Here is a 25,932-nt window from a genome sequence, read left to right as displayed (position 1 = left end):
CGGCCATCATCGAAAACGGGAGATCAGGGATGCACAACGGGGTGGCGCTGGTGACAGGCAGTGGATCAGGGATAGGCCGGGCGTCGGCCCTGGCTCTGGCGGCAGACGGGTTTCGAATCGGCGTGCTTGGCTACAGCCATGACGAACTGGTGGCGACGGTCGCGGATGTTTCAGCGGCGAACGGCGAGGCAGTGGTTCTTGACGCCGACATTGCCGCCGAAGACCAGATGCGGCGCGCTGTTGCCAGACTGATAGAACGATTTGGACGACTGGACGTTGTCGTTGCCAATGCCGGCATCAACGGGGTCTGGGCACCTATCGACGACCTGACCCCTGGGGAGTGGGCAAGGACGCTGGCCGTCAATCTGACCGGGACATACTTGACCATCCACACGACCGTACCTCATCTCAAAGCAGCCGGCGGGGGGTCGATCATCGTGGTTTCGTCAATCAATGGCACGCGCACGTTCACAACACCCGGCGCGACAGCCTACACGGTAACAAAGGCAGGGCAGGTCGCCATGGTCCAGCAACTCGCCCTGGAGCTGGCGCGTCATCACATCCGCATTAATGCTGTTTGCCCCGGAGAAATCGACACCAATATCGACAGCAACACCGCGCTTCGCAAGGAAGACGAAACCTCCATCCCGGTTATCTGGCCCGAAGGGCAGGTCCCGATTACGGGAGGAAAGCCTGGGCGAAGCGAGGACGTCGCCGATGTCATCGCATTTTTGGCCTCAGACAAATCCAGGCACATAACGGGCTCGCCGATCTGGGTGGATGGTGGGCAGGGGCTGCTGCGATGAGAGACACGGCAAGCCTTGCTTCACCCGTCATGCGTGCGCAACGCTGGGGTCCGCGACGGAACGCGGACGGCAGCATCCGCTTCCAGCTTTGGGCACCGGCGGAAAGGTCGGTCGGACTGCGACTGAACGGGTCCGACGTGCAGATGACGAACTCCGGCGATGGTTGGCACCATGTCGACGTCTGGGCGCCCCATGGATCAGTCTATAGCTTTGTTCTGGAGGATGGCGCGGTCGTTGGCGACCCTGCGTCGCGTCAACAAGTCGGACAACTTGATGGTCCATCCATACTGAGGAACGACAACAGCTATCAATGGCGGAATGTCGAGTGGATCGGCAGGCCCTGGGAAGAAGCCGTGATCTACGAAATCCATGTCGGGACATTCACCCCAGAGGGGACGTTCGGCGCTGCGATCGAACGGCTCCCGCGGTTGGCCGAACTTGGCTTCACGGCGGTAGAGCTCATGCCCATCGCACATTTTCCGGGTAGGCGCGGGTGGGGGTACGATGGCGTGCTGCAATTTGCCCCCCACACCGCCTACGGCTCGCCCGATGACTTGAAGGCGTTGATCGACGCTGCCCACGGCCTCGGCCTGATGGTGTTTCTTGACGTTGTCTACAATCATTTTGGCGCCGAGGGGAACTATCTGAGCCGGTACGCGCCGCAGTTTTTCCGCATGGGCCGGGATACTCCGTGGGGGCCTGCGATCGCTTATGAACAAGAGCCGGTGCGGCGTTATTTTGTTGAAAACGCGATTTACTGGCTGATCGACTTTCACCTGGATGGCCTCCGGCTCGATGCCATCGACCAGATTGAAGACAGCAGCGGCGAGCATATCCTATTGGAGATCGCCTGCGCCATGCGCAGCGAAATCGGCAGCCGGCATATCCATCTCATCACGGAGAACCCGGCCAACGGCACGGATCTTATGGCGGATTTGCCCGGGGGTCGGCTCTATCAAGCTGACTGGAACGACGATTTCCACCACGCACTGCACGTGGCTGTGACCGGCGAAAGTGGCGGATACTACGAACCCTTCAAGCGTGACACCTGGGCAAAGCTCCGCCAGGCGATGGCGCACGGCTATTTGAAGCCGGGGAAGCCGATCATTGGCGACAGTTCACCGCCAACCGAATCCCTGCCGCCGACGGCCTTCGTCCACTTTTTGCAGAATCACGACCAGGTTGGAAACCGAGCACGTGGGGACCGGCTCCATGCGACCGTTGATCGACACATCTACAGGGCGCTGACCGAGATGCTGCTGCTTTCACCGCAGGTACCACTGGTTTTTATGGGCGATGATCATCTGTCGCTGCAGCCGTTCCACTTCTTCGCCGACTATGCGGGTGCGATCGCCAAGGCTATCCGTGACAATCGCCCAAAGGAGGTGGCGAATTTTGGTGGCTTTCCGGAGGGAATGTCCGCCGCCGATCTCCGGGATCCGAATGACCATGAGACCTTTATCCGCAGCAAAATCGACTGGCATGGGGCTGCGACCGAGGACGGGATAGCCTGGGGCGACTTCATCAAATTCCTCCTCGAAATCCGCCGGGGAACCATCGTGCCGCTGCTGTCGCAGGCCACCGGTTACTCGGGTACTGTGCTTCTCGATACCCCGGACCGGTGCGTGTTCATCGACTGGACGTTCGGGAGCAAGGTGCTGCAGCTCAGGGCGAACTTTTCGCAGCACGCCGTGGCACTGCCTGCAACAACGGGCAACCGCGTATATCCGACTGGCGATATTCGTGAAGCAGGCCTTGGTCCAGCAAGCTGCCAGGCGTTTATCCGGCAGTCGTAACGAGGGCGCAAACTGCCCAAAAGACAGGGCCGACTTGGAAACCGATCCGGAATCCAAGGAACCTTCGCCCGCGCCGTTAGTTTCGAACACTGGACGGAGGGCTGCGATGAACAAGCATCTACACCGCAAACTGGAAGCCGAGAATGGCAAGGTTCTCCAACAGGTCAGCGCCTTGCCATACCGCATTCGCAAGGACGGTTCCGTGCAGATCCTTTTGATCACGACGCGCGAAACCCGCCGTTTCACGCTGCCAAAAGGTTGGCTGATGAAAGGCAAGAGCCCGCATAAAGCGGCGGCAATCGAAGCAAAGCAGGAAGCCGGCGTAAAGGGAAAGGTCAAGCCCGGCCCGGTTGGCAATTATTTCTACTGGAAGCGCGACCTCAGCTGCTTCCTGCCGGTCCGCGTAACGGTTTACCCGCTGAAGGCGCAAACCATCCTCTCCCGGTGGAAGGAAAGAGGACAGCGTCTGCGAAAATGGCTTCACCCCAGTGAAGCGGCGCTCCTCGTCGACGAGCCGCAACTCGTGTCGCTAATTCGGAGTTTCGACGGTGCACACAGCAAGAGGCGAACCAAACACTCCTCGCGCGATCGGTTGGAAGGCCTTCCTTCGGAATTCTCAGACAAACAAGGGATTGTCGGCGTCCGCGCAGAAAATGCTTGAAGCCTCGAAACCGCACCGGGCAGGGACAGACATCATATCAGTAACATCGCGACGACGGCTGCCGCCATAATCGCGGTCGCGGCCCAGCCAAAGAACAGAACTGGCTTTGAGGCGGTGAATTCCTTCATTCTGTCACGCCGTCCAACGACGATCATCATCGCGGCCATAACCGGAACGGCGACAAAGCCGTTGACTACGGCGCTCCAGAACAGGGCCTTGATCGGATCGATATGTGAGAATTCTATCGCAAGTCCCATCAGCGTCGCGGCGGTAATGACAGTGTAAAAGCCCGTCGCTTCCCATGGCTTGTGCTCCAGTCCGCATTTCCATCCCTGGCTTTCACCAAACGCGTAAGCGACCGATCCCGCAAGCACGGGTATCGCAAGCAGGCCGGTTCCGATGATGCCGATACTGAAGAGCGCGAAGGCCATATCTCCGGCTATCGGTTTGAGTGCCTCTGCGACATCGGCTGCAGTCCCTATTTCGGATTTGCCGCTGGCGTGCAGCGTCGCTGCCGCACTCATCATGATAGCGACCGCGACAACGTTCGAGAAGGCCATGCCGGCAAAGGTATCGAGACGGACGCGGCGCAGTTCGCCAGGCGCCTGCTGCGGCGCCACCTTCAGCGGCTTTGCACCGTCTTTCTCCTCGATTTCCTCGACCTCCTGGCTCGATTGCCAGAAGAACAGATACGGACTGATGGTGGTGCCGAAAACGGCGACGATCACCGTCAGACTGTCGGCATTCCATGGGAAAGACGGTACGATAAAGCCTTTAAGTGCGGCCAACCAGTCGATGCGAACGACGAACAGCACCGCGATATAGGAAAGCAGAACCAGGGTCAGCCATTTCAGATAGCGTGCATAACGTTGGTAGGGAATGAACAATTGGAGGGCCAGTGACAACAGCGCGAGAACGACAGTTGTCGGTGGGCTGGGAAGCCCAAGCGCCAGTTCGACTGACGCTCCCATGGCGGCCAGATCGGCCCCAATGTTGATCGTATTGGCTACGAACAGGAGAAAGACGAGCGCAAGAACCATCGGTTTCGGCCAGATGGCGCCAATGTTGCTCGCCAATCCGTGGCCCGTTACGCGCCCGATTCTGGCGCTGACCATTTGGACCGCTGACATGAGCGGATAGGTCAGCAGCATTGTCCAGAGCATGTTGAAGCCGAACTGCGCACCTGCCTGCGAATAGGTCGCGATGCCGCTTGGATCATCGTCAGCCGCTCCCGTGATCAAGCCAGGACCCAGTTCCTTGAAAACAGCGGCCCGGCGCCACCGTCCAGTCGGTGCTTTTTTTATCGTACGGCCGGCTGGAAGCGGCGTTTCAAGTGGTGTAGCCATCGAGTGCTGCCTCTTGGGCGGGTAACTACTTCGAAAGCGTCGAGTTCCATGGAGTGCGCGGTTCGATCGCCCCTGGTGGCGACACGTCTGCGGTAATCTCTGAAAATCCGCTTTCCGGCGCTGAGGCGATTGACGGCCAATGTTATGTCGGTCGTCAACGGCCACGGCGGACGATCCGCACACCGCGCAGTTCAATTTGAACAGCAGCGCGATAGCCATCCCACTTCGGCTCTAAATCCCAGGCATCGTCCTGCGCCTTTAGAATGAGTGTTCTACGCAACGCTCAATTGCGTCTCGGCACAGGATCAACGGGCAACCGGGGCTCCCTTAATTGCCGCCAAGAAATAACTGCATACCGCACAATTCGCTAAAATCGGAGAAGCACGTTAGGGCGGAAATCGCAGCATTTTCAAAGCGCTAAAGTTCTTTGAGCGTTACGACGTTCAGAGCTGTAGTGCCCGGGTTGGTTTCCTTGTAGGTGAGCGAGCCTATCGCAACAGTCCTTCGCCATCGCAGAGCGTTGCGTGCGGTCTCTATCTCTGATGAAATGATCTGTCTCAGCGTATGATCTCGAGGGCTGCTAGAAAAATGGCCTCTTCCCGGGGATTGGGAAGAGGCCAATAGATTTTCCTCACACACCCGATCAGACTGCCAAGAGATCGGGCTCCCTCATATTTTATCGACAAACGATCCATGACAATAAAATATTTTAATCGCGAAGCGATGAAAGCCGATGGTGCGGGTGATAGTCAAGCGCGCCCGCGCTGTCCTATCGCCTGAGAAATTGTTCGGGCAGACCCACCACTGGCTTACTCGAGGACGCTGATGGCCGTCCTCGAGCCGACGCCTGCAGCAAAACGGTCCTCGTTCTATCCGTCTATCGAGCGCCCTTGCAACTCAAGGCCGCGACCGTGCATGCTCGGACGGGGGTTGTCCGGCGCGCGCGAGATACCGAGTTTCATGACAGCGACGGGATCCATGACTGCATATCGTTCCAAGGTCGCTCCAGCCATTCTGGGTTGACTTCACGATCAAATCCTCTTTGGACTTGGGGTGGTTGTAAACGCCGGCATGGGGAAGCCCCGCCCTGATGGAGGGTGCCGTCACTTGCGGGCGCGGCAGGTGCCCAGCCGCAAGACGAAAGACGGGAAACATTGACTTGGACAAAAAAGGGGTATATACACGCAATATGTCTCGTTGTTACTGCTCGCTGCTGCGCACTGCGACCCGAAAGATTGGCGCCGTCTACGATGAAGCGCTGGCCCCTTTAGGGATCAACATCGCGCAGTATTCGCTGCTCAGGCTGATCGAACGCCGACAGCCGGTGAGCTTCACCGAACTCGGCCGTGTTGCCGAACTCGATCGCTCGACCGTCGGGCGCAATGTCCGTGTGCTGGAGCGCATGGGCCTGGTCGAGACGGGACGTGGCGAGAACGATCAAAGGGAAGCGGTCGTCAGACTGGGGGTTCGCGGTCGCCGAATGCTGGAGGAGGCCGCGCCGCTCTGGGATGGGTGCCAGCGTGAGATCGAGACCCGACTCGGCGCTGCGAACGTCAAAGCCCTGCGAGAGATCCTGCATGCAATCTGATTTTCGGCCTCAACGCGGGCATATACCCGCAGATTGGTGAGTTTCATGACCGCTCCATCACCGCACTCCTTCAGCCCTTCTCCTCTGGCGGCGCGGCTTGCCCGTCGCGGTATCCACTACGGTTGGGTGGTGGTGGCGGTGACGTTTCTCACCATGCTGGTTACCGCGGGCGCCGTCGGCGCGCCGGGGGTGCTGATTGGCCCGCTCAGGGCCGAGTTTGGTTGGGATACCGCCGACATCTCCGCCGGCTTTGCGGTTCGGCTGGTTCTGTTCGGCCTGATGGGACCGTTCGCAGCAGCCTTCATGAACCGCTTCGGTGTACGCCGGGTCGTCGCCGTCGCGCTGGCTCTGATCGGAGCCGGCATCCTCGGCTCTTTCGCGATGACGAAGCTCTGGCATCTGCTCTTGCTTTGGGGCGTCGTCGTCGGATTTGGAACCGGCCTCACGGCCATGGTACTCGGTGCAACCGTTGCGACGCGCTGGTTCTCCAAGCGCCGCGGACTTGTCCTGGGTCTTCTCACCGCAAGCACTGCAACCGGCCAGCTGGTGTTTTTGCCTCTTCTCGCCACGCTGACCGAACAGTTCGGCTGGCGCTACGCGCTGTCTTTCATTCTCCTCGTCCTGTTGGTCGCCGCCGTCGCGGTTCTGACCTTGATGCGCGATCGGCCAGCAGATGTGGGCCAGTTGCCCAATGGTGCGACGCAGCCGACCCCCGCGGCAGTCCAGCCCGCAACCTTTCGAGCCATGATGGCGTCACCGATCCTCGCTCTTCGGGACGCCTCGGGGTCGGCTACCTTCTGGGTTTTGTTCGGCACCTTCTTCGTCTGCGGAGCGAGCACGAACGGCCTCGTGCAAACCCATTTCATCACCTTGTGCGGCGACTTCGGCATCGTGCCGGTGATGGCGGCGGGTATGCTGGCGATGATCGGCATATTCGACTTTATCGGCACGGTGGGGTCTGGGTGGCTTTCCGACCGCTACGACAGCCGGTGGCTGCTGTTCTGGTATTACGGCCTTCGCGGTCTGTCGCTGCTCTATCTGCCATTCAGCAGCTTCAGCTTCTACGAGCTTTCGATCTTCGCGGTCTTCTACGGTCTCGACTGGGTCGCCACAGTCCCGCCCACGGTGAAGCTGGTAGCCGACCGGTTCGGTGACCAAGCAAACCTCGTTTTCGGATGGGTGTTCACCGGCCACCAGCTCGGAGCGGCGTTCGCGGCTTATGGCGCCGGCTTCACTCGAACCTTCTATGAGACCTACCTACCGGCATTCTTCGCCGCTGGCCTTCTGTGCCTCATCGCGGCGCTTTCGATCGTCCTCGTTCGCGAGCGTCGAACGCCCCTCTCGCCAATGACAGCTTGAGCTCTGGCGATGTCTTGCCGCGGCTCGAAACAAAGGAGAAGCTCGTGAAATACACGCCATTCGGGAAGACCGGTCTTCGGGTCTCGCAGATCGCCCTCGGTACGGGCAACTTCGGCACAGGCTGGGGTCATGGCGCCAGTGCGGAACACAGCACGGCCATATTCAACGCCTATGCCGAGGCTGGCGGCAATTTCATCGACACGGCGGACATCTACCAGTTTGGCCAGTCGGAAGAGCTTTTGGGCACGCTGCTTGAGGGACGTCGCGAGAATTTCGTGCTCGCCACCGAGTTCACCAACGGGGCCGTCCCCAATGCCGACCGGCTGGTCACCGGCAACAGCCGCAAGGCGTTGGTCGCCTCCGTCGAGGGCAGCCTCAAGCGCCTCAAGACGGATCGCATCGACATCTACTGGGCGCATCATCCCGATGGCGTAACGCCCGCTGAAGAGATCGTGCGTGGCTTTGAGGATCTGGCCCGTGCGGGCAAGATCCTCTATGCGGGCCTCTCGAATTTTCCGGCCTGGGGGCTTTCGCGTGCGGTCACGCTGGCGGAACTGACCCATGCAGTCCCGATCGCCGCCGCGCAGTTCGAGCACAGCCTGGTTCATCGTGAACCCGAAGTGGATCTGTATCCGGCGTGCGAAGCGCTCGGGCTCGGCGTCGTGACATGGTCGCCGCTCGGCGGCGGCATGCTGACGGGCAAGTACCGGCAAGGGGAAAAGGGCCGTGCAGAAGGCTTGGGCGGTAACGTGTTCCAGCCGGAGAATTCGGCGCAACGCACGAAGGTCCTCGACACGGTTCTCGCGATCGCCGGCGAACTCGGCGCCAGTGCCGATCAGGTCGCCGTTGCCTGGGCGGGAACTCATGGCGCGATTCCAATGATTGGCCCGCGCTCTCTGACACAATTGTCCAGCAACCTAGGGGCTATCATGATTGAGCTCTCGTCCGAGCAACTCGACAGGCTCGATGGCGCCAGCAGCCTGGATCCGTCTGCGCCGGAGAGGAACCCTGTGCCGTGGGCTTCCGATGCAAGGGCGCCGAAGACAGTCGCCTGAGGTCAGCAAATCCACCATCCAGATAGGGAGAAAAGCCATGAGTACACGTGACATCATCCTCGCCCATCCGGTTCGCACTGCGATCGGCGGCTATAACGGCACTCTGAAGGGCGTGTCCGCCACCCAACTCGGCGCGATCGTCGTTCGGGAGACCCTGCGACGCGCCGGGCTTTCGGGCGAGGACATCGCCACCGTGGTCATGGGCAACGTCATCCAGGCCGGCAACCGGATGAACCCCGCAAGGCAGGCTTCCATCGGCGGCGGCCTGCCCGTTTCCGTCCCGGCGCTCACCGTCAACCGGGTCTGCGGCTCGGGCGCGCAGGCGATCCTGAGCGCCACACTGGAAGTTGCCGCCGGAGACTGTGCTGCCGCCATCGCCGGCGGCATGGAGAACATGGACCGCGCGCCTTACCTGATGGATAGCGGACGCTGGGGCTACCGAATGGGGCCGGCCAAAATCCTCGACAGCATGCTGACCGACGGGTTGAACGACGCCTTCTCCGGCGAGCATTCCGGCTGGCACACGGAGGATCTCGTCAGCAAGCTTCAGATCACCAGAGAGGAGCAGGACGCCTTTGCAGCAAGGTCTCAGCAGCGTTTTGCCGCCGCACAGGATGCCGGCCGGTTCACGGACGAGATCGTCGCCGTCGAGGTGCGGGGTCGGAAGGGAACGGAGAGCTTCGCCCGAGACGAGGCACCTCGTCCGGAAACGACGCTTGAATCACTTTCCCGACTGAAGCCCGCGTTCCGCCAGGATGGCACGATCACCGCCGGCAATGCGCCGGGGCTGAACAGCGGGTCTGCGGCGATGATCGTCGCCGAACGCGGCTTTGCCGATGCGAAAGGTCTTCAACCGATGGCGCGCCTTGCCGGCTATGGCATTGCAGCAGTTGAGCCGGGCCTGTTCGGTCTCGGGCCGGTTCCTGCCGTTCGAAAGGCGCTGGAAAAGGCGGGCTGGACACTTGCCGACATCGAGCGCATCGAGATCAACGAGGCCTTTGCCGCGGTGCCCATCGCGGTGATGCGCGAACTCGGCCTGCCTGAGGACATCGTCAACGTCGAGGGCGGCGCCGTCGCGCACGGTCACGCCATCGGTGCGACAGGAGCGATCCTCACCACGCGGCTTCTCCACTCGATGAAGCGCGATGGGCTAACGAAAGGCATGGTGACGCTGTGCATCGGCGGTGGCCAAGGCATCGCTCTGGCGCTCGAGGCCCTGTAATGGAATTGCAGGTGAGGAGACGCCAATGTTCGGCGGTTTGAAACGGTCGAATTGTCGTCGACGACATAGAGATCCCCTATGTCTCGGCGGGTGCGGGCGAGCCGGTGCTGTGCTGCACGGCTTTCCGCAGACCAAGGCACTCTGGGCGCGGATTGCGCCGATGCTGGTCGCGAATGGCCAGGATCTGTACCGACCTGCGCGGCTACGGCGCCTCTCACAAGCCACCGGACCTTCCTGACCTGGCCAATTTCAGCTTCCGAGCCATGGCTGCCGATCAGATTGGTTGATGCGCGCGCTTGGGCATGAGCGAATCCATCTCTTAGGGAGAGCCGCTCGAGGTAAACTGGCTTTCGTCGGACATTTGAAGAGGTTGCTGATATCTGCGATTGCCCCATCTTACTGATGCGGTTCGTGCCCATATTGTGAGCTGTCGGCGTAATGGCGTTTCGAAAATCGCGACGAGCCTAAAGGCAGGCCATACCCTCCGCTCCTGAGCATCATGATGATGATTAATATCACAGGATCGTGGTCGTCGTGCGAGTTTCAGAATCTATTGTGCAACTTGGGAAGCTGCCGACATCAATTCCTCGGAATTTGGCGCCCTGAACGTATTGAGGCCCTCCTCCAGAACTTCAGTGAAGCTCCAGCGTACGATGCCTCCCTGGTCGATTAGGAACTGACCGACAAGCTGCCCCTGGTCGGAAGTCATCATCTGCTGATCGGCCTCGGTAATCTCATATTCTTCTTTCTTGTTGAGAAACTCGTCCATTGCCATGACGTCCATAGGCTCGGGCAACTCTCCCGGGAGATCGATCCGTATAGCCATGACCGTGTCCCTCCCGACCTCGCGCAAGCCGAAAGCACGATGTGAGGCCCGCTCCGGGTCGGAAGCCGCCAGAAGATCGGGTGCCGGGTGGTAACGGAAATAGAGCCGCGCCCGCTCCACCGGCGTATTGACCACCGCTAGGCATTCGACGCCTTTCTCACGCATGGCCGGCTTGAGTTGCGCCATCGCGGCGACGTGGCGCCGGCAGAACGGACAGTGCAGGCCCCGAAACAAACCGATCAATAACGGGCTACGGCCCCGAAAATCGTCGAGCGCGATCTTGCCTTCGCGTGAGATCGCGTTGAGCACAACATTCGGTGCCCGGTCACCCGGCTGCAGCGGGCGGTCGACACTACTCGTTGACATGAACAACCTCCTCGCAATTGATAAGCAAACCAGAGCTTCCCAGTTGAGCCCGAGCTGGGAGGCGCCAGGGCACAATAGCTTTCGGGCCCCTGCCATATGCCGAGGTCGAGATTACGCGCGTTGCAAGTCCATTATAACATGAAAAACGCGTCTTCGGGCGGCCGGTTTCACGAGCCGTCCTGAGCGCGCAATTGTTCGCGTGGCTCGAACCGGAAAGTCAGCAGTTTCAAAAGATGCTAATGAGATGCGTCGAGCTTTCGCTGATGATGGGCCTCCAAGGTTTCAATATCCCAAATGTCGGACGGGAAAGCCCGTGATATTAGGCGACAATCTCCACAAACATATTGACACTGATAGAGAAGTAGCCAGAGCACACAATTGGAACCCTTCGTGCAGTCTCGCTATTCCGAGCGAGCTCATCGCGCCCAAAACCAGTGGCCCGATCACCAGAGTAGCGCAAAATTCGGCCAGTTCGGCGGCCCCGCCACCGGCAAGTTCTAGCTGATTGGTTGTGCCGTATCGCGTTTTTGGATTGATCCATTAGGGGGAGCATCATGATTTCAGGGCCACTGAGAGCCGGTCGCGGCGACGTAAAGTGAGTAGATCGAGCAGGTAGCCGCGATGAACAGACGGTTACGTCTCGGCCCGCCGAAGGTGAGGTTCGCGACGATCTGCGGTACGCGGATCTTGCCAATCAGTTTGCCGGTTGGGTCGAAGCAATGCACGCCATCGCCGGCGCTCGACCAGAGGTTCCCGTCCATGTCTGTGCGGATACCATCCGGAATGCCGTTGTTGATGAAGCAGAACACGCGGCCGTTCGCGAGGCGTCTGCCATCGACCACGTCAAAAGCGCGGATGTGACGTGGCAGGCTTGCGTCATGGCTTGCTGCCGAGTCTGCCACGTAGAGGACATTCTCGTCTGGTGAGAAGGCGAGGCCGTTCGGTTGGATGAAATCCGTGACGACCGCAGCAAGCTCGCCGGTTGTTGGATCGAGCCGGTAGACGTTGCGGGTCGGTTGCTCCGGCTCGGCGCGAAAGCCTTCGTAGTCCGACATGATGCCGTAAGTGGGATCGGTGAACCAGATTGTGCCGTCGGACTTCACCACCACATCGTTCGGGGAATTGAGCCGCGCGTCCTCGAAACGGTCTGCGAGCACGGTGACCGAGCCATCGACCTCGGTGCGCGTGACGCGGCGCGTACCATGCTCGCAGGAGATGAGCCGTCCCTGCCTATCGCGGGTATGGCCGTTGGTGAAGTTGGACGGTTGCCGATAGACGGAGACGCCGCTCTCGGGCGTCCATCGCAACATGCGCTGGTTGGGAATGTCGCTCCACAGGAGCTGGTTCGCGTCGCTGAACCAGACGGGGCCTTCTGCCCAGCGGCACCCGGAGTAGTGCTCGTCGAGAGCGGCACTGGTCACGATCATCTGCCGGAAGCGCGGGTCGTGAATTTCGTAGATGTCGGCCATGGTGGTCTGTCCGGTTATCGTATGCTGGCTCGGCGACCGCCGGCGAGCATGATGACGCTGATGATGATCAGACCGGTCATGATGAGGCGGATGCCCGCGCCGAGTCCGTAGGTGTTGAGCATGGAAACGACCAGGAACATGAAGAGCGATGCGCCCCAGATGCCCGGCACGTTGGAATCGCCGCCGGCGACCGCCGTGCCGCCGATCACGACGACGGCGATCGACATCAGAAGGTATTCCGAGCCCATGTTGAGCGCCGCGCCGCCGGAGAAGCAGGCAAGCAGATATCCCGCGACAGATGCAAGCACGGCGCAGAAGAGGTAGGTGGCCAAGCGTGCGCCGTCGACCGGTATGCCAGCCATGCGCGCGGCCGGCATGCTCTGACCGATCGCAGAGATCCATCGCCCGTAGATCGTTTTCTCGAGCAAGAACCAGGCGAGGATCGAGATGAGGAGCGCGACGATCGCTACATTCGGCGCGCCGAGGGTGTTCGACGTGGTGAAGTCCGCAAGCGCGCTGGGAGGCTTGATACGCAATCCCCGGTTCGTCCAGATCGCGGCGGACTGCACGATGAAACTCATGGAAAGCGTCGCGATGATCGGCGGTATTCGCAGCGCCTTGATGAGCGAATAGTTGCACAGCCCGACCACGAGGCCGATGGCGATGGTGACAAGAAGGCCCGGCAGGATCATGCCGTTTTCGACATTCATCAGCTTCAGCGCCACCGTACCGGCAAACGTCATGGTGGCGGGAACCGAGAGATCGATGTTGCCAGGCCCCAGCGTGATGACGAACATCTGGCCGAGGCCGACGATGACGGAGAAGGCGGCGAAGGTGAGCGCGGCCTGGGACACGCCGATTGTGCTGGCGCCGAGCGTCACCATTATCGTCAGGAACCAGACGATAAACGAGGCAAGCCAGGACCAGATCCAGGGGGTTTCGAAAAGGCGCAGGAATGGGTTCATCGACCTTTCTCCCGCTTCTCGACGCGGTTCAGCATCAGGCGAAACGCGAGCACGATGATGAGGATCGCGCCCTGAGCCCCGATCTGCCAGTCCGCAGAGATGCGCAGGAAGGACAGGAACGAGCCGGCGAGCGTCAGCGTCAGCGCGCCTATGACAGCACCGATAGGGGAGACGCGGCCGCCGATAAACTCGCCGCCGCCGAGGATCACACCGGCGATCGATAGCAGCGTATAGCGCAGCGCGATATTAGCATCGGCCGAGGTGGTTAGCCCGACGAGGGCGATGCCCGCTAGCACCGCGAAGACGCCAGCAAGGCCATAAGCAGCGCCGCGCGCCGCGACAATAGACCATCCGGCGCGCTCGACTGAGCGCGGGTTGCCCCCAATGCCTCGGATCAACACGCCGAGCGAGGACCGCATGACGACAAGATGGGCGACGACGGCGATGATGATGCTGGCGACGATTGCCATTGGCGCCAGCGGTGGCTTGACGGTCATCAGCCAGCGCACCCAGTCCGGCGACTGCCCGCCCGGTGCCGGCAGCAGCAGTACGCCAAGTCCGCCCCAGACGAAGCTCATGCCGAGAGTCACGACGATGGACGGCAGGTTGCGCAAATGGATCACAACACCGAGCCCGGCATAGGTCGCGATCGCACCGACAAGGATCAGTACGCCGGTCACGGGGGCATCCCGCAGAAACGTGGCGGTGACGCAGGCGATGAAGCTTACGAAGGTGCCCATCGAGAGATCGAGGTCGTTCACGGCCATCACGAGCATTTGGGCGATCGTCGCAAGCGCGATGGGCACAGCCAGGTTGAACAGCAGGTTGAGCCCGACATAGCTCATGGCGCGCGGCTGTAGCCAGAAGACGGCTGCGAGCAGCAGCGTCAGCGACAGGGCGGGAATGACAAGACGCATGGCGTCGGACGAGAGCCGGAGCGTCATGCGGGGACCCCCGAGAAGGAGGCGGTGATGATGTTAGTTTCGTTGACGGCGTCGGCAGCGAGTTCGTCCATGATGCGTCCTTCGCGGAAGACGTAGACGCGGTCGCAGAGGCGCACCTCGTCCATCTCCGTCGAGTACCAGACGAAGGTGCGGCCTCGCGCGGCTTCCTCGCGGATGATCTTGTAGACCTCCTGCTTGGTTCCGACGTCGACGCCGCGCATAGGGTCGTCCATCAATACGATCGGTGCGCGCGTCGCAAGCGCGCGGGCGAAGAGAACCTTCTGCTGGTTGCCGCCGGAAAGCGACAGGATTCGATTGTGCAAATCGGGCGTGCGGATCTCGATCCTCCGCTTCCAGTCGGCGCCTTTCGTCTCCTCTTCTTTTGCGAGGATGAGGCCGCGCCGGGACAGGTCGCCGAGGGAGGCGATGGAGAAGTTTCGCAGGATGCTCCACAGTTCGAAGACGCCGTTAAGACGGCGGTCGCCCGCAACGAAGGTGACAAGCGGATCGCGCTCGGGACGCCAGTTGCCGGACTGGGCGGCATGCAAGGCGAGCAGCAGCTCGGTCTGCCCGTGACCCGCCAAACCCGCCAGTCCGATGATCTCACCCTCGTGCGCCTTGAAGGAAAGGCCCTCCGCCTGATGGGACAGGATGGGCGGAGCGGCAGCCTGTTCGCGCGACAATCGCTGGCCGGTGCCCTCCTTCGCAACGGTGCCCATGGCTTCCACGAGGCCATGATGATCAAAACCGTGCGCCGGACGTTCGGCGACGACTCGTCCGTCCTTCATCACGATGATGCGGTCGGATGTTTCGAGGATCTCATGCAGGATATGCGAGATAAAGATAACGGACCCGCCTGCGGCGACGAAACGACGGACATGGTCGAGCATCTGGCGCGCAAGGCTTGCATCGAGCGACGAGGTCGGTTCGTCGAGGATCACCAGCCGTGGCGCAATGCCGGCGTCGGAGAAAGCCATGGCGATCTCGACCATCTGTCGCTCAGCAATTGAAAGGTCGCCGACAGCCCGACTGCTGCCGATGCTATGGCCGGGAAAGACGGTGTCGAGGCTCTGCTCGATGATTTTTTGGGCGCGTGTCCGCCAACCGAAGCCACCGAGATCGCGATGCATGATGCGCGTGTTCTCGACGATGGACAGGTTGGGGCAGAGGGAGAGCTCCTGGAATACGCAGCGCACACCGCGGGCCCGGGCGGCGTTGATGCCATAGCGCTCAAGCCGCTCATCGTCGCTCGCGACGCTTCCTGCCTGTGGTGTGAGGCCGCCGTTGATCACGCTGACGATCGTAGACTTGCCGGCTCCATTGTGTCCGACGAGCCCGACGCATTCGCCCGGCATGACGCGAAGCGTGACGCCGTCGAGTGCCTTGACCGCGCCGAAGCTCACCTTAGCGCCATCAACCGCGATCACCGCCTTCTGAATGCCATCCATGCTGCCCGCCACATCTGCTCGCGAAGAATGCCGCGCGCATTCGCGGTCGCGCGGCATTCGCCAGAAAATTTACTTTGCCGATTCGATAACCTTGAGTGCGTCTTGCTGCGTGTATTCCACGTTGGCAACGCCACCGGCCTGGGTGTTGGCGAGGTTCGTTTCGAGATTGTCCTGGTCGATACGCAGGAAAGGGACGACAAGGTCCTTCTTGACCTCTTTGCCGTCAAGGATCTGCTGGGCCACCCAGAAGGCGAGCGTGGAGACGCCCGGCGCGATGGATACGGACATTGTCTCGTAGCCCTTTGCGTCCTTCTGCTCCTTCCACCATCTCAGTTCGTCTTCGCGATTGCCCATGACAATGATCGGCATCTTCCGGTCGGTAGCGGCAATGGCCTGTGCGGCACCATAACCATCCCCACCTTGCGTCACCACGCCGACGATGTCGGGCAGGCTGGGCAGGATGCCCGCAACAGCCTTCTGCGCCACGTCCTGCGCCCAGTCTCCATGAACGGAGCCGACAATCTTGAACTGCGGGAACTGCTTGACGCCCTCGTGGATGCCCGCCGATATCTCGTCGTCGACGAAGACACCGGCAAGCCCTCGGATCTCAAGCAGGTTGCCGCCATCTGGGAGTTTCTTCGACAAGTACTCCACCTGGCTGCGGCCCATTTCTTTGAAGTCGACGGCGATGCGCCAGGCGCAGGGTTCGGTCACGATGCCGTCGAAAGAAACGACGGTGATGCCGGCGTCGCAGGCTTCCTTGACCGCTCCGTTTAGCGCCGTCGGAGAGGCGGCGTTAAGTACGATCGCGTCGTAACCTTGCAAGATCATGTTCTGGATCTGCGCGGCCTGTTCCGTCGCCTGGTTCTCGGCGGTAGTGAAAGCGTCGGCTGCGGCAACGACGCCGGCTTTCACGGCTTCGCCTGTCACCTTTTCCCAGCTCGTCAGCATGGCTTGACGCCAAGAGTTGCCCGCGTAGTTGTTGGAAAGGGCAATCTTTTTGGCCGACGTGTCGGCGAAGGCGGAAAAGGGCATCGCGGCGCAAGCGATAGCAGCTGATGCCAGAATCATCTTACGGATTGTCATGTCTCTCTCCCTCATGATCGCGCTGGTCGGCGGATCGCTTCACTCCTGCCGGCCCACAATGGGTCCGAGTGAAAATTGTTCTTGCACTGAGCTTCCTCCCCTCAGTAAAGGCAGGATGCGGGAACTCGAGCAGACTGTACAGTGGCGAGGCGGCAAGTCGTTTGCGGGTTTTGCAGAACAAGCTGCGGGTTTATGCAAGACGGCGCTGCTTCTGCAGGCGTTTACTGCGAAGCGATCGCGGCGGGTTGAGGAGCTTGCCGTCTTAAGGAGGAACCGAGAAATGCTGCATCTCGCACCCGCAGCCATGTTCGACCACTATCTCGGCATCTCCCGGTTGCTTGCGGGGCAGCTCGATTTCCGCTCGGCCATCCGTTCCGTGGCGGCCGAGGTAGCCCATATAATCCCGCATGACCATCTGGATGTCTGTGTACTCCTTGAGGGTGGCAACTACCATACGGCCTACGAGACGGGCATCGAGACCGCCTGGGGCAGTCTTGTCGGTGCGCCCGTAATCAACAGCCCGATCCGTTCGCTGCTCCGGGGCGAGGTGGACTTTCTCCTTGCGGACGACGCCATGGCGGACCCGCGTTTCCACTTCGAAGGTGCGTTCAAACGGCCAATCGTCGAACAGTCGCTGCGGAGCCGCTTGCATGTGCCGATGAAGGTGCAGGGCACGATCATCGCGGCGCTCTCCTGTTCGTCGCAAAAAGCGGGCGTCTATACGATGGAGGATATCGAGCGCGCCCGTATCATCGCCGACTTGCTGACGCCCTATTTCTTCGCTCTGCAGGCGGCCGAGCAGGCGCAACGCTCAGCCATTGTGGAGGCAGAAGCCCGCGCCCGCGAGGAGGGGTTGCGACAAGGCGCGCTGAAGCTTACCGAAGCACTGGAGCAGGAGCGCCAGCGGATCGGCATGGACCTGCACGACCAGACACTTGCGGACCTGACGCGGCTCGCCCGCCGGATCGATCGGCTGTCGCGCAACGTCGAGGTGCCGCCCGAGGCGCTGGAGTCCATCTCCCGTTCCCTGCAGCATTGCATGCAGGATTTGAGGCAGATCATAGAACAGGCAAAACCGTCGGTGCTCCAGCTCTTCGGTCTCGCCCAAGCAATCGAGCATCATCTGGACCGCTCGACACGCGACACCGGGTCGGGCATCGAATGGGGCCTCGTCGACGAAACAAACGGCGCATTGGAGCGATTGGAACCGACCGTCAGCGTCGCGCTGTTCCGTATCGCGCAGGAGGCGATCAATAATGCAGTGCGCCATGCTGCCCCGCTGGCCGTCATGGTGCGGCTCGAGATCGGCGACGACCGGCTATCGATCGAAATCGCCGACGACGGGACCGGGCTCGCCAAGGCGCGGGGACGGATCGGCGGAGGCATCGACAACATGAAGACCCGTGCCCGGCTCATCTCGGCGCGCTTCACAACCGTGCCCGGCTACAACAATCGCGGGACGGTGGTGCGCGTCGTGCTTCCACTCGTGCCGCAGGTCCCGGAGAGCGGGCCGAACTGAGGAGAAAGGCGAGATGAAGGTTCTGATCGTCGAGGACGACCCCCTGCACCGATCCTACCTGCACGAGGCAGTTAACGCGGCCTTGCCGGAATGCGACACGGTGATCGAGGCGGAGAACGGAACCGTTGGCGAGAAACTGGCCCGCGACCACAAATCGGCGCACATCGTCATGGATCTGCAGATGGCGAGCCGCAATGGCATCGAGGCGGCGCGCACGATCTGGAAGGAGCGGCCGGAGACCCGCATCCTGTTTTGGTCGAATTACTCGGACGAGGCCTATGTGCGCGGCGTTTCCCGCATCGTGCCGGATGGCGCCGCCTACGGCTATGTGCTGAAATCCGCCTCCGACGAGCGGCTGAAGCTTGCGCTACGCTCGATCTTCATCGAGAGTCAATGCGTCATCGACCGCGAAGTGAGGGGCTTGCAGCAAAAGAGCCTCGGCCTGACGAACGGTTTCACCGATTCCGAATATGAAATTCTCGTTGATATCGCGCTTGGTCTCACGGACCGGGCGATCGCCAAACGTCGGGGCCTCTCGCTGCGCAGCGTGCAGAACCGCTTGCAGCAGCTATACGACAAGCTCGACGTGTACCAGACGGCCGGCGACGACCACGAGGATGGCCGCTTCAATCTCCGCGCGCGCGCCGTCACAATCGCTTTTCTGCGCAAACTCCTGAACTACAGCGCTCTGGAGCGGGCTGAGGCAGAGCTGCAAGAGTGGCTTGACGGGAAATAGTTTCCTGAGCTGTTTCGAACGCGGCTCGCCGACGCTGCAACAATGCCAATTGGCGGCGACGATGCCCCGAGGCGTAGATCGCAGGGCGGCGCACTGTCATTGGCCTCCAACTCTTCGACAGGGCAAGTAGCGCCGCCGCGGCCCGTAAGGATCGGCTCCAGCAGCCGCCTGTGTTCGCAGTGCGGTAGCCGCCGGATCGCGGCTTTGCTTGGTGCCCGGGCGGTTTGCAGTCTTTGACGACTGATCAGTCCGCCTCAACGCCCGGATCCTGTGGCAAAAGATCGATATCCGCGCGGACGGACCCTTAACAAAAGGGCGAAGACGAGCAAATCTGAAGAAGAATGGTGCGAAGCTAATTGGTAAGTGCACGTTCGCCCGAAGCGAAATCGCCTTCAACTTTCGTCATGCAGCTTGAGAAAGTCTGAGACCGTCGCAAGGCAAAGGGCCTTTTCCTCGACATGCGGCATATGGCTGGAGTCTTCGAACACCACCCAGCGGCAATCTGGAACATTGTCCGCGTATGGGCGAACGACCTCCAGGGTTGCCTCGTCATGACGCCCGGAGATCAACAGGGTCGGAGCGGCGATCTTTGACAGGCGATCCTCGATGGTCCAGTCCTTCATCGTGCCGATGACGTGGAATTCGGTGGGGCCGTTCATGGTGCGGTAGACGGTGTTGTCCACGTCCATAATCGCAAAGGTGCGAGCCACTTCGGGCGGCCAGGGCACAACGCGGCAGACATGGCGGTCGTAGAACACGCGAGAGGCGGCGAGATAGTCCGGGTCGGTTAGGGACCCGGCTTCCTCGTGCTTCAGCAGCGTATCCTGCACCGCCTGCGGCAGGTCGCCGCGCAGGCGGTTGGCCTCGGCCACCCACGTGTGCATATTGGCGGGCGAATTTGCAATTACGAGTGCCTTGAGCCCTTGCGGCTGGCGCACGGCATGTTCCGCGCCGAGCATGCCGCCCCAGGATTGCCCGAGGAAGGCATAGCGGGTGGCAATACCGAGGTGGCTCAAAAGCGCGTCCAGTTCCTCGAGAAACAGCGACACCGTCCAAAGGTCCGCGCCTTTCTTCGGAAGTCGCGTGGAGTTGCCATTGCCGAGCTGGTCGTAATGGATGACGGCACGGCCATCGAGGGCTGCGATATCCTTGAAGGAATCGACATAATCATGCGTGCAGCCGGGGCCGCCATGGGCGACCACCAGCGGTAGCAGGGAAGAACGGAGGGATCCGCAGACGCGATACCATGTACGGTATTCGCGAAATGGCATGAATCCTTCCTCAGCAGCCACCGTCGCCACGTGCTTCTCCATCTGTTCGCTCAAGATGGGAAACCATAATGCGGGCGCGCCGGGATCGGCAGCTATCATAAGTAATAGGATGTGTCGTCGAGCAGGCGATAGTGGGTGGCGCGCACCACGGCCTGGGTGCGGTTCTTGGCGCCGAGTTTCTTTGCCGCTGCATTGAGGTGCATGACGACGGTTGGTACCGAACGATCGATAATCCGCGAAATCTCTTTGGCGGAGAGGCCTTTGGCCGAGTAGCGCAGACATTCCCGCTCGCGGTCGGTCAGCCGCATCTTCGTCGATACGCGCACGTCCCGGTCAAAAAGAGGATAGGCAGTTTCATGAAAAACATGGGCTAGCAGGCCAAAATCTGCAAGCACATAGCCGGCATCCCGTTCGAAGTCGCGCTTATCGCCAAGACGCAGACCCGTCAAGGTGGCATAGGCCCCGCGCGGCATGTGCACGGGTACTGTGACGCCGCATGACATGTCGCGCTCGCGCAGATAATGCGCCACTGGCGCCGTCTCTTCGTTCATGAAGCGGTTAATCAGCGTACCGGCATTCCTGTCGTAGTTCCAGAAGAAGGGTGTCGTCGTGCGTAGCGCAAGATGCTGGACGGGATCGATGCGGAAATAGCCGCGCTCGCACCAGAATTCGTGCATGTCGTTGGAAATGTTGCGGAGCTTCAACAGCGACGGGATCATCAGGTCGCCGGCCAAATCATAGGGCACCGGCGTATAGTCGTAGATCAGCGCGTCAAATCCCAGCCGTTTCATCGCTTCAAACACCTGATCGATGCGGCCTTCAAGCGTCACCTCTGCCGAGAAACGTTGTCTGATCTGACCGATATCGTCAAGCATAGCTGAACTCCAAGTCATACATGCGATTGAACCTGCTGACAGAGATCCTATCACTTCTTATAGCTGGTGCAGAACCGATATTCCGCTAAAAATTAGCCATGCTCAAAAGATGGGCAAGCGATTTTTCGGAGACTGGAATGTGGCGGGAGATCAAGCCCGACGAGCGCTTGGAGGTCGAGGTTGATGGCTTCAAGGTCGTCGCATATTCCTTCGGAACCGGCGACGAGGTGGTGTTCTGCCTGAACGGCGGACCGGGACTACCCTGCGATTACCTTCGCGAGGCGCATTCATGCCTCATGGACGAGGGGTATCGTATTGTCGCCTTCGATCAACTTGGCACTGGCGCGTCAGACCGTCCGGCGGATACTGGCCTCTGGACGATCGGACGTTATGTCGAGGAGACCGAGACGGTGCGACAGGCACTGAACCTTGGCAAGGTGCATATGCTCGGTCATTCCTGGGGTGGCTGGCTTGCCATCGACTATGCGCTGACCTATCCAGAAAACCTGAAAACGCTGATCCTCGAAGATACGGTCGCCGACATTCCGCATCTGGTTCAGGAACTTGAGCGCCTGCGCGGGGCCTTGGGGTCCGAAACGATTGCCATGATGCAGAAACACGAGGCGCAGGGGACAATCGATCATCCAGAATATCTGGCGGCGATCGCCATCCTCACCTACCGGCACGTCTGCCGTCTATCTACCTGGCCGGCCCCGGTCAAGCGATCGCTGGACGACTGGAACATGGGTCCTTACGGCACCATGCAGGGGCCAAACGAGTTTCTTTACACCGGCAACCTGAGGGACTGGAATCGGGTCCGGGACCTGCCGAAAATTACGGTCCCGGTTCTGATTACTTGTGGCGAACACGACGAACTAACGCCGGCCTGCGCACTTCGCATGAAGCTCGGCCTGCCGAACGCGGAGTTGAGGGTGTTCGCCAACGCGAGCCACATGCCGTTTTATGAGAACCCGCAGGCCTACTATCCGGCCGTACTTGAGTTCCTGTCACGACGCGGGGCGGCGTTATGATGCACAAGCCGATGGCGGCTGAGATCCGATGGCAGAAAGGAGGGCACGCGCATGCACCGCTATAGATTCGTTCTGTTCCGGCCACTGCAGTTCCTGCCGGTGCTTTTTGGGATCAGCATCATCACCTTTATTCTGGTACGGCTCATTCCCGGTGATCCGGCTCGCGTACTGCTAGGCACTCGCTCTACGCCGACGGCAATTGCCCGCATCCGAGCGCAATACGGCCTCGACGAGCCGCTGTGGCTCCAATATTTCTATTTTCTCGAAAATCTCGGCAAAGGGGAGATGGGCAAGTCGATTCTGTACAAGATTGACGTGTTGAACCTGATTGCCACACGTGCTGAACCGACACTGACTCTGGTCCTTACGAGCGTTCTCTTGTCAATCCTGATTGCAGTGCCGATGTCTGCGATCGCAGCGCGAAACAACGGCGGTCTTGCGGATCATGCGGTGCGGATCGTCTCCACATTTGGGATCGGTTTTCCACCCTTCTGGCTGGCGCTAATGCTAATCATCCTGTTTTCGGTGCGGCTCGGCATCTTTCCGGTGTCGGGCTATGGCGAAACAATCGGCGACAAGCTGGCGCATCTCGCTCTGCCCAGCCTGACCATCGCGCTGTCGCTCTCGGCGGTGCTGACACGAAGCCTGAGGGCGGCGATGATCGTTGCGTTGAAATCCGATCTTGCGACAGCGGCACGAGCGCGCGGCATGCCGGAAAACATTGTCTTCTGGCGGCATGTCCTGCCAAACTCATTGGCGCCGACAGTCAATCTGCTGGCCGTCAATATCGGCTGGCTCATCGGCGGCACCGTAGTCGTCGAAACGGTCTTTGCCATTCCGGGGATGGGGCAACTGCTGGTTCGGGCCATCTTCTCGCGCGATTACATGGTGGTGCAGGGTGTCGCCATGGTTTTCGCCTGTGCGACGGTTCTCGTCAATTTCTTCGCCGACATCGTCACGGTCAGTCTCGATCCGAGGGTCCGGCTATGACCACAGCTGCTTCGGCCGCCCGCATCAGCGTGCCATGGAGCCGCTTCCTCGGCCGGCATATGACTTGGACAATCGGCGCTGGAATACTCGGACTATTCCTGGCTGTGGCCCTCGCCGCGCCGTTAATCGCACCTTATGACCCGATCTATCAGGACGCAGCCGTCCGCCTCGCCATGCCGTCGCTTGCCCATCCCTTCGGCACCGACAATTTTGGCCGGGATATTCTGTCGCGAGTCATCTGGGGTACCCGCGTCGACCTGCAGATCGCCGTCATCGGCGTCATCTTTCCATTTCTCATCGGTACCTTCATCGGTACTGTTGCCGGCTTCTTTGGCGGCTTTGTCGATACGGTCTTCATGCGGCTGGTCGACATAGTCCTCGCGTTTCCCTTTCTTGTGCTGATGCTGTCGATCATCGCCATCCTTGGGCCGGGCCTGTCGAGCTTCTATATCGCCATGGCCCTGGTCGGCTGGGTTTCCTATGCACGGTTGATCAGAGCGCAGATGCTGGTGTTGAAAAGCAGCGATTATGCGGTGGCAGCCGTCAGCCTTGGTTTTAGCCGCGCTCGCATCATGTTTCGCCACCTCCTGCCGAACGCGATTGCCGGCTCCATTGTCTTTTCCATGTCGGATGCGGTGCTCGTGCTGCTCAATGGCGCCGCGATCAGCTATCTCGGTCTTGGCGTTCAGCCGCCGGTCGCCGAATGGGGTGTCATGGTTGCAGAGGGCCAGAGCTTCATCACCACGGCCTGGTGGATCACGCTGTTTCCCGGTCTGTCTATCGTGGTACTGGCCTTCGGCTTTAGCCTCCTGGGCGATCGCTTTGGCGAATGGCTGGGAGTGAACGAATGACCGGCCCTATTCTTTCCATCCGCGATCTGACGGTAAAAACTTCGATCGAAGGCGAAACCCGTACGCTTATCGATGCCGTCTCATTCGACCTCGGCAGGGGCGAAATCCTCGGGTTGGTAGGCGAAAGCGGCTCTGGCAAGAGCATGATCTGCCGCGCGCTCGTCAAGCTTTTGCCTTCCCCGGCGATTGCCATCGGCGGTGGCTCCATTCTGCTCGGGGGCAGGGATCTGGTGGCGCTCGACGAAGATGTGATGTGCGCAGTGCGCGGGGTGGAGATCGGCATGATCTTCCAGAACCCGACCAGCCATCTGGATCCTGTCATGCGGATTGGCGAGCAAATCGCCGAAGGTATCCGCTATCATCAGGGCTTTGGCCGCGACCAGGCACGGCTTGCTGCGGTCGATATTCTCGACCAGGTCGGATTTCCTCATCCCGAGAGGCAATTTGACTGTTATCCGCACGAGTTCTCCGGCGGCATGCGCCAGCGCGCCATGATCGCGGTAGCTCTGTCGTGCAATCCGAAAATCCTGATCGCCGACGAGCCGACCACGGCGCTCGACGTCACCATCCAAGCGCAGATCCTGCGTCTGCTGTTGGACCTGCGCGACAAACGCGGTCTGTCGATCATCCTGATCACTCATGACCTCGGCATCGTCGCCCAGACCTGCGACAGCATCGCCGTGCTGCGCAACGGCCAGCTTCTGGAACACGGTCCCAAACGCCGCGTCCTTTCCAAACCGCAGCATGCCTATACGGCCAGCCTGTTAAAAAGCCATGCGTCGATACCGGAGGAGGGCGGCTTGAGGGCGGTCACGCAGGTTGCGGCGAATATGACCGTGCGACCCCTGTTGGAAATTGACGATCTGGTGGTGCGTTTTCCGACGCCCGGACTGGATCTTTTCAAGAAAAACAAAATGCGCACTGCCGCCGTCAATGGTGTCAGCTTGCGGGTCATGCCCGGCGAAGCAGTCGGCATCGTTGGCGAAAGCGGTTCCGGCAAGAGTACGCTGGCCCGTGCCATTCTCGGGCTCACGCCGCTGACGTCTGGCCACATTCGCTTCGAGGGATCCGATCTTGCCCAACAGAGACGTCTGACACTGGCAAAGCTGCGGACCGAGGCGGCCATGGTGTTCCAGGATCCCTACAACGCCCTCAACCCGCGCCTGACCATCGGCGACATGCTTGCCGAAGTTCTGGCGGTGCAGGGCAACACGTCACCGGTGGGCATTTCGGATAGGATCGGCAAACTACTCGATCTCGTCGAACTGGACCGCTCATTCGCGACCCGCCTTCCACGCAGCATGAGCGGCGGGCAATGCCAGCGCGCTGGTATCGCGCGAGCGCTCGCCGTCAATCCGAAGCTGATTATCGCCGACGAATGCGTGGCTGCCCTCGACGTCACCATCCAGTTGCAGATTATCGAGCTGTTTCGAGATCTCAAGGCGCGGATGAACCTTACGTTGCTCTTCATTGCCCATGATCTCGCCATCGTCCGCAACCTCTGCGACCGGGTCGTCGTTATGTATCGCGGCGAAATCGTCGAGGAAGGTCGCTGCGACGATGTGTTTGCCAACCCGAGCCACGCCTATACGGCGGCGCTGATCAGCGCCATTCCCGACATCGACCCGGACAAGCCATTGCCGAAAGGGGATGTGCACCTTCGGAGCGAGCCGAAGGCGCCTCCGGTTCTTCGACGCCGATCACTCATCAGCACGCGATAGC

General features: G+C 60.6%; 22 protein-coding genes. 13 read left to right on the top strand and 9 right to left on the bottom strand.

Annotation, left to right across the window (positions count from 1 at the left end):
* Positions 1–29 precede the first annotated feature (29 nt).
* From A3AY_RS0132870 to A3AY_RS40990, 3 genes are read left to right on the top strand one after another with little or no spacing between them, the layout of a single operon-like run.
* Positions 30–806, top strand: a complete 777-nt coding sequence (locus A3AY_RS0132870; RefSeq protein WP_018329916.1) for an SDR family oxidoreductase — start codon at positions 30–32, stop codon at positions 804–806.
* Complete coding sequence (gene treZ, locus A3AY_RS0132865; protein WP_234913156.1) at positions 803–2,602, top strand: malto-oligosyltrehalose trehalohydrolase; 1,800 nt, start codon at positions 803–805, stop codon at positions 2,600–2,602. Before A3AY_RS0132870 ends, treZ begins: the two co-directional genes overlap by 4 nt.
* Positions 2,550–3,263 carry an NUDIX hydrolase gene (locus tag A3AY_RS40990; protein WP_245275980.1) on the top strand — a complete coding sequence of 238 codons (714 nt, stop codon included), beginning with the start codon at positions 2,550–2,552 and terminating at the stop codon, positions 3,261–3,263. The genes treZ and A3AY_RS40990 overlap by 53 nt, the downstream gene beginning before the upstream one ends.
* Before the next feature lie 32 nt (positions 3,264–3,295).
* Here A3AY_RS40990 and A3AY_RS0132855 read toward each other — a convergent pair whose 3' ends face one another.
* Positions 3,296–4,609, bottom strand: coding sequence for an Nramp family divalent metal transporter (locus tag A3AY_RS0132855; protein ID WP_083926083.1), 1,314 nt, complete (start codon positions 4,607–4,609; stop codon positions 3,296–3,298).
* A 1,189-nt stretch (positions 4,610–5,798) separates the two neighbouring features.
* Between A3AY_RS0132855 and A3AY_RS0132850 the strand changes: the two genes are divergently transcribed.
* From A3AY_RS0132850 to A3AY_RS0132835, 4 genes are read left to right on the top strand one after another with little or no spacing between them, the layout of a single operon-like run.
* Positions 5,799–6,197, top strand: a complete 399-nt coding sequence (locus A3AY_RS0132850; protein ID WP_026204074.1) for a MarR family winged helix-turn-helix transcriptional regulator — start codon at positions 5,799–5,801, stop codon at positions 6,195–6,197.
* A gap of 45 nt (positions 6,198–6,242) precedes the next feature.
* On the top strand, positions 6,243–7,556 hold the full coding sequence (locus A3AY_RS0132845) for an MFS transporter (protein ID WP_026204073.1): 1,314 nt from the start codon (positions 6,243–6,245) through the stop codon (positions 7,554–7,556).
* A gap of 44 nt (positions 7,557–7,600) precedes the next feature.
* Positions 7,601–8,611 (top strand): aldo/keto reductase, encoded by a 1,011-nt coding sequence (locus A3AY_RS0132840; RefSeq protein ID WP_026204072.1) that lies wholly within the window; start codon positions 7,601–7,603, stop codon positions 8,609–8,611.
* Between the two features lie 37 nt (positions 8,612–8,648).
* Complete coding sequence (locus tag A3AY_RS0132835; protein ID WP_018329909.1) at positions 8,649–9,833, top strand: thiolase family protein; 1,185 nt, start codon at positions 8,649–8,651, stop codon at positions 9,831–9,833.
* 550 nt (positions 9,834–10,383) lie between these two features.
* Here A3AY_RS0132835 and A3AY_RS0132830 read toward each other — a convergent pair.
* The 6 genes from A3AY_RS0132830 to A3AY_RS0132805 all read right to left on the bottom strand — a co-directional run bounded on the left by A3AY_RS0132830 (position 10,384) and on the right by A3AY_RS0132805 (position 16,937).
* Positions 10,384–11,025 (bottom strand): peroxiredoxin-like family protein, encoded by a 642-nt coding sequence (locus tag A3AY_RS0132830; RefSeq protein ID WP_018329908.1) that lies wholly within the window; start codon positions 11,023–11,025, stop codon positions 10,384–10,386.
* Between the two features lie 560 nt (positions 11,026–11,585).
* Positions 11,586–12,494 carry an SMP-30/gluconolactonase/LRE family protein gene (locus A3AY_RS0132825; RefSeq protein ID WP_018329907.1) on the bottom strand — a complete coding sequence of 303 codons (909 nt, stop codon included), beginning with the start codon at positions 12,492–12,494 and terminating at the stop codon, positions 11,586–11,588.
* Positions 12,495–12,508: 14 nt separating this feature from the next.
* Entirely contained in the window at positions 12,509–13,459 is a 951-nt protein-coding gene (locus A3AY_RS0132820; protein ID WP_018329906.1) for an ABC transporter permease, read from the bottom strand.
* A complete protein-coding gene (locus A3AY_RS0132815; protein WP_018329905.1) occupies positions 13,456–14,403 on the bottom strand; it encodes an ABC transporter permease in 948 nt (315 codons plus the stop codon). Before A3AY_RS0132815 ends, A3AY_RS0132820 begins: the two co-directional genes overlap by 4 nt.
* Complete coding sequence (locus tag A3AY_RS0132810; protein WP_040669585.1) at positions 14,400–15,851, bottom strand: sugar ABC transporter ATP-binding protein; 1,452 nt, start codon at positions 15,849–15,851, stop codon at positions 14,400–14,402. The genes A3AY_RS0132815 and A3AY_RS0132810 overlap by 4 nt, the downstream gene beginning before the upstream one ends.
* 69 nt (positions 15,852–15,920) lie before the next feature.
* Positions 15,921–16,937: an ABC transporter substrate-binding protein gene (locus tag A3AY_RS0132805; RefSeq protein ID WP_018329903.1), complete on the bottom strand. Its 1,017-nt coding sequence runs from the start codon at positions 16,935–16,937 to the stop codon at positions 15,921–15,923.
* Positions 16,938–17,217: 280 nt separating this feature from the next.
* On the opposite strand from A3AY_RS0132805, the gene A3AY_RS0132800 reads away from it, so the two are divergent.
* Positions 17,218–18,456: a GAF domain-containing sensor histidine kinase gene (locus tag A3AY_RS0132800; protein ID WP_018329902.1), complete on the top strand. Its 1,239-nt coding sequence runs from the start codon at positions 17,218–17,220 to the stop codon at positions 18,454–18,456.
* A 13-nt stretch (positions 18,457–18,469) separates the two neighbouring features.
* Positions 18,470–19,192 (top strand): response regulator transcription factor, encoded by a 723-nt coding sequence (locus A3AY_RS0132795; protein ID WP_018329901.1) that lies wholly within the window; start codon positions 18,470–18,472, stop codon positions 19,190–19,192.
* Positions 19,193–19,584: 392 nt separating this feature from the next.
* Here A3AY_RS0132795 and A3AY_RS0132790 read toward each other — a convergent pair whose 3' ends face one another.
* A complete protein-coding gene (locus tag A3AY_RS0132790; protein WP_040669538.1) occupies positions 19,585–20,505 on the bottom strand; it encodes a proline iminopeptidase-family hydrolase in 921 nt (306 codons plus the stop codon).
* Positions 20,506–20,558: 53 nt separating this feature from the next.
* The gene (locus A3AY_RS0132785) at positions 20,559–21,338 is read right to left on the bottom strand and encodes a LuxR family transcriptional regulator (protein WP_018329899.1); all 780 of its coding nucleotides are present in this window, start codon (positions 21,336–21,338) and stop codon (positions 20,559–20,561) included.
* A gap of 137 nt (positions 21,339–21,475) precedes the next feature.
* Between A3AY_RS0132785 and A3AY_RS0132780 the strand changes: the two genes are divergently transcribed.
* The 4 genes from A3AY_RS0132780 to A3AY_RS0132765 are packed head-to-tail and all read left to right on the top strand — an operon-like array spanning position 21,476 to position 25,931.
* Positions 21,476–22,369: a proline iminopeptidase-family hydrolase gene (locus A3AY_RS0132780; protein WP_018329898.1), complete on the top strand. Its 894-nt coding sequence runs from the start codon at positions 21,476–21,478 to the stop codon at positions 22,367–22,369.
* A gap of 51 nt (positions 22,370–22,420) precedes the next feature.
* Complete coding sequence (locus tag A3AY_RS0132775; protein WP_018329897.1) at positions 22,421–23,359, top strand: ABC transporter permease; 939 nt, start codon at positions 22,421–22,423, stop codon at positions 23,357–23,359.
* The gene (locus A3AY_RS0132770) at positions 23,356–24,210 is read left to right on the top strand and encodes an ABC transporter permease (RefSeq protein ID WP_018329896.1); all 855 of its coding nucleotides are present in this window, start codon (positions 23,356–23,358) and stop codon (positions 24,208–24,210) included. The genes A3AY_RS0132775 and A3AY_RS0132770 overlap by 4 nt, the downstream gene beginning before the upstream one ends.
* Positions 24,207–25,931 (top strand): dipeptide ABC transporter ATP-binding protein, encoded by a 1,725-nt coding sequence (locus A3AY_RS0132765; protein ID WP_018329895.1) that lies wholly within the window; start codon positions 24,207–24,209, stop codon positions 25,929–25,931. Before A3AY_RS0132770 ends, A3AY_RS0132765 begins: the two co-directional genes overlap by 4 nt.
* The last annotated feature ends 1 nt before the right edge of the window (position 25,932 follow it).

This window comes from Rhizobium giardinii bv. giardinii H152, assembly GCF_000379605.1.
Classification (GTDB): domain Bacteria; phylum Pseudomonadota; class Alphaproteobacteria; order Rhizobiales; family Rhizobiaceae; genus Pararhizobium; species Pararhizobium giardinii.
The sequence above is the reverse complement of the archived record's forward strand: the minus strand, read 5'-3'. Positions and strand labels throughout refer to the sequence as shown.

What these genes read in the sequence shown, in the direction of transcription:
- A3AY_RS0132870 (WP_018329916.1), top strand. Translation starts at nt 30, where the DNA reads ATGCACAACGGGGTGGCGCTGGTGACAGGCAGTGGATCAGGGATAGGC.
- treZ (WP_234913156.1), top strand. Translation starts at nt 803, where the DNA reads ATGAGAGACACGGCAAGCCTTGCTTCACCCGTCATGCGTGCGCAACGC.
- A3AY_RS0132855 (WP_083926083.1), bottom strand. Translation starts at nt 4,609, where the DNA reads ATGGCTACACCACTTGAAACGCCGCTTCCAGCCGGCCGTACGATAAAA.
- A3AY_RS0132850 (WP_026204074.1), top strand. Translation starts at nt 5,799, where the DNA reads ATGTCTCGTTGTTACTGCTCGCTGCTGCGCACTGCGACCCGAAAGATT.
- A3AY_RS0132845 (WP_026204073.1), top strand. Translation starts at nt 6,243, where the DNA reads ATGACCGCTCCATCACCGCACTCCTTCAGCCCTTCTCCTCTGGCGGCG.
- A3AY_RS0132835 (WP_018329909.1), top strand. Translation starts at nt 8,649, where the DNA reads ATGAGTACACGTGACATCATCCTCGCCCATCCGGTTCGCACTGCGATC.
- A3AY_RS0132830 (WP_018329908.1), bottom strand. Translation starts at nt 11,025, where the DNA reads ATGTCAACGAGTAGTGTCGACCGCCCGCTGCAGCCGGGTGACCGGGCA.
- A3AY_RS0132825 (WP_018329907.1), bottom strand. Translation starts at nt 12,494, where the DNA reads ATGGCCGACATCTACGAAATTCACGACCCGCGCTTCCGGCAGATGATC.
- A3AY_RS0132820 (WP_018329906.1), bottom strand. Translation starts at nt 13,459, where the DNA reads ATGAACCCATTCCTGCGCCTTTTCGAAACCCCCTGGATCTGGTCCTGG.
- A3AY_RS0132815 (WP_018329905.1), bottom strand. Translation starts at nt 14,403, where the DNA reads ATGACGCTCCGGCTCTCGTCCGACGCCATGCGTCTTGTCATTCCCGCC.
- A3AY_RS0132810 (WP_040669585.1), bottom strand. Translation starts at nt 15,851, where the DNA reads ATGGATGGCATTCAGAAGGCGGTGATCGCGGTTGATGGCGCTAAGGTG.
- A3AY_RS0132805 (WP_018329903.1), bottom strand. Translation starts at nt 16,937, where the DNA reads ATGACAATCCGTAAGATGATTCTGGCATCAGCTGCTATCGCTTGCGCC.
- A3AY_RS0132800 (WP_018329902.1), top strand. Translation starts at nt 17,218, where the DNA reads ATGCTGCATCTCGCACCCGCAGCCATGTTCGACCACTATCTCGGCATC.
- A3AY_RS0132795 (WP_018329901.1), top strand. Translation starts at nt 18,470, where the DNA reads ATGAAGGTTCTGATCGTCGAGGACGACCCCCTGCACCGATCCTACCTG.
- A3AY_RS0132790 (WP_040669538.1), bottom strand. Translation starts at nt 20,505, where the DNA reads ATGGAGAAGCACGTGGCGACGGTGGCTGCTGAGGAAGGATTCATGCCA.
- A3AY_RS0132785 (WP_018329899.1), bottom strand. Translation starts at nt 21,338, where the DNA reads ATGCTTGACGATATCGGTCAGATCAGACAACGTTTCTCGGCAGAGGTG.
- A3AY_RS0132780 (WP_018329898.1), top strand. Translation starts at nt 21,476, where the DNA reads ATGTGGCGGGAGATCAAGCCCGACGAGCGCTTGGAGGTCGAGGTTGAT.
- A3AY_RS0132775 (WP_018329897.1), top strand. Translation starts at nt 22,421, where the DNA reads ATGCACCGCTATAGATTCGTTCTGTTCCGGCCACTGCAGTTCCTGCCG.
- A3AY_RS0132770 (WP_018329896.1), top strand. Translation starts at nt 23,356, where the DNA reads ATGACCACAGCTGCTTCGGCCGCCCGCATCAGCGTGCCATGGAGCCGC.
- A3AY_RS0132765 (WP_018329895.1), top strand. Translation starts at nt 24,207, where the DNA reads ATGACCGGCCCTATTCTTTCCATCCGCGATCTGACGGTAAAAACTTCG.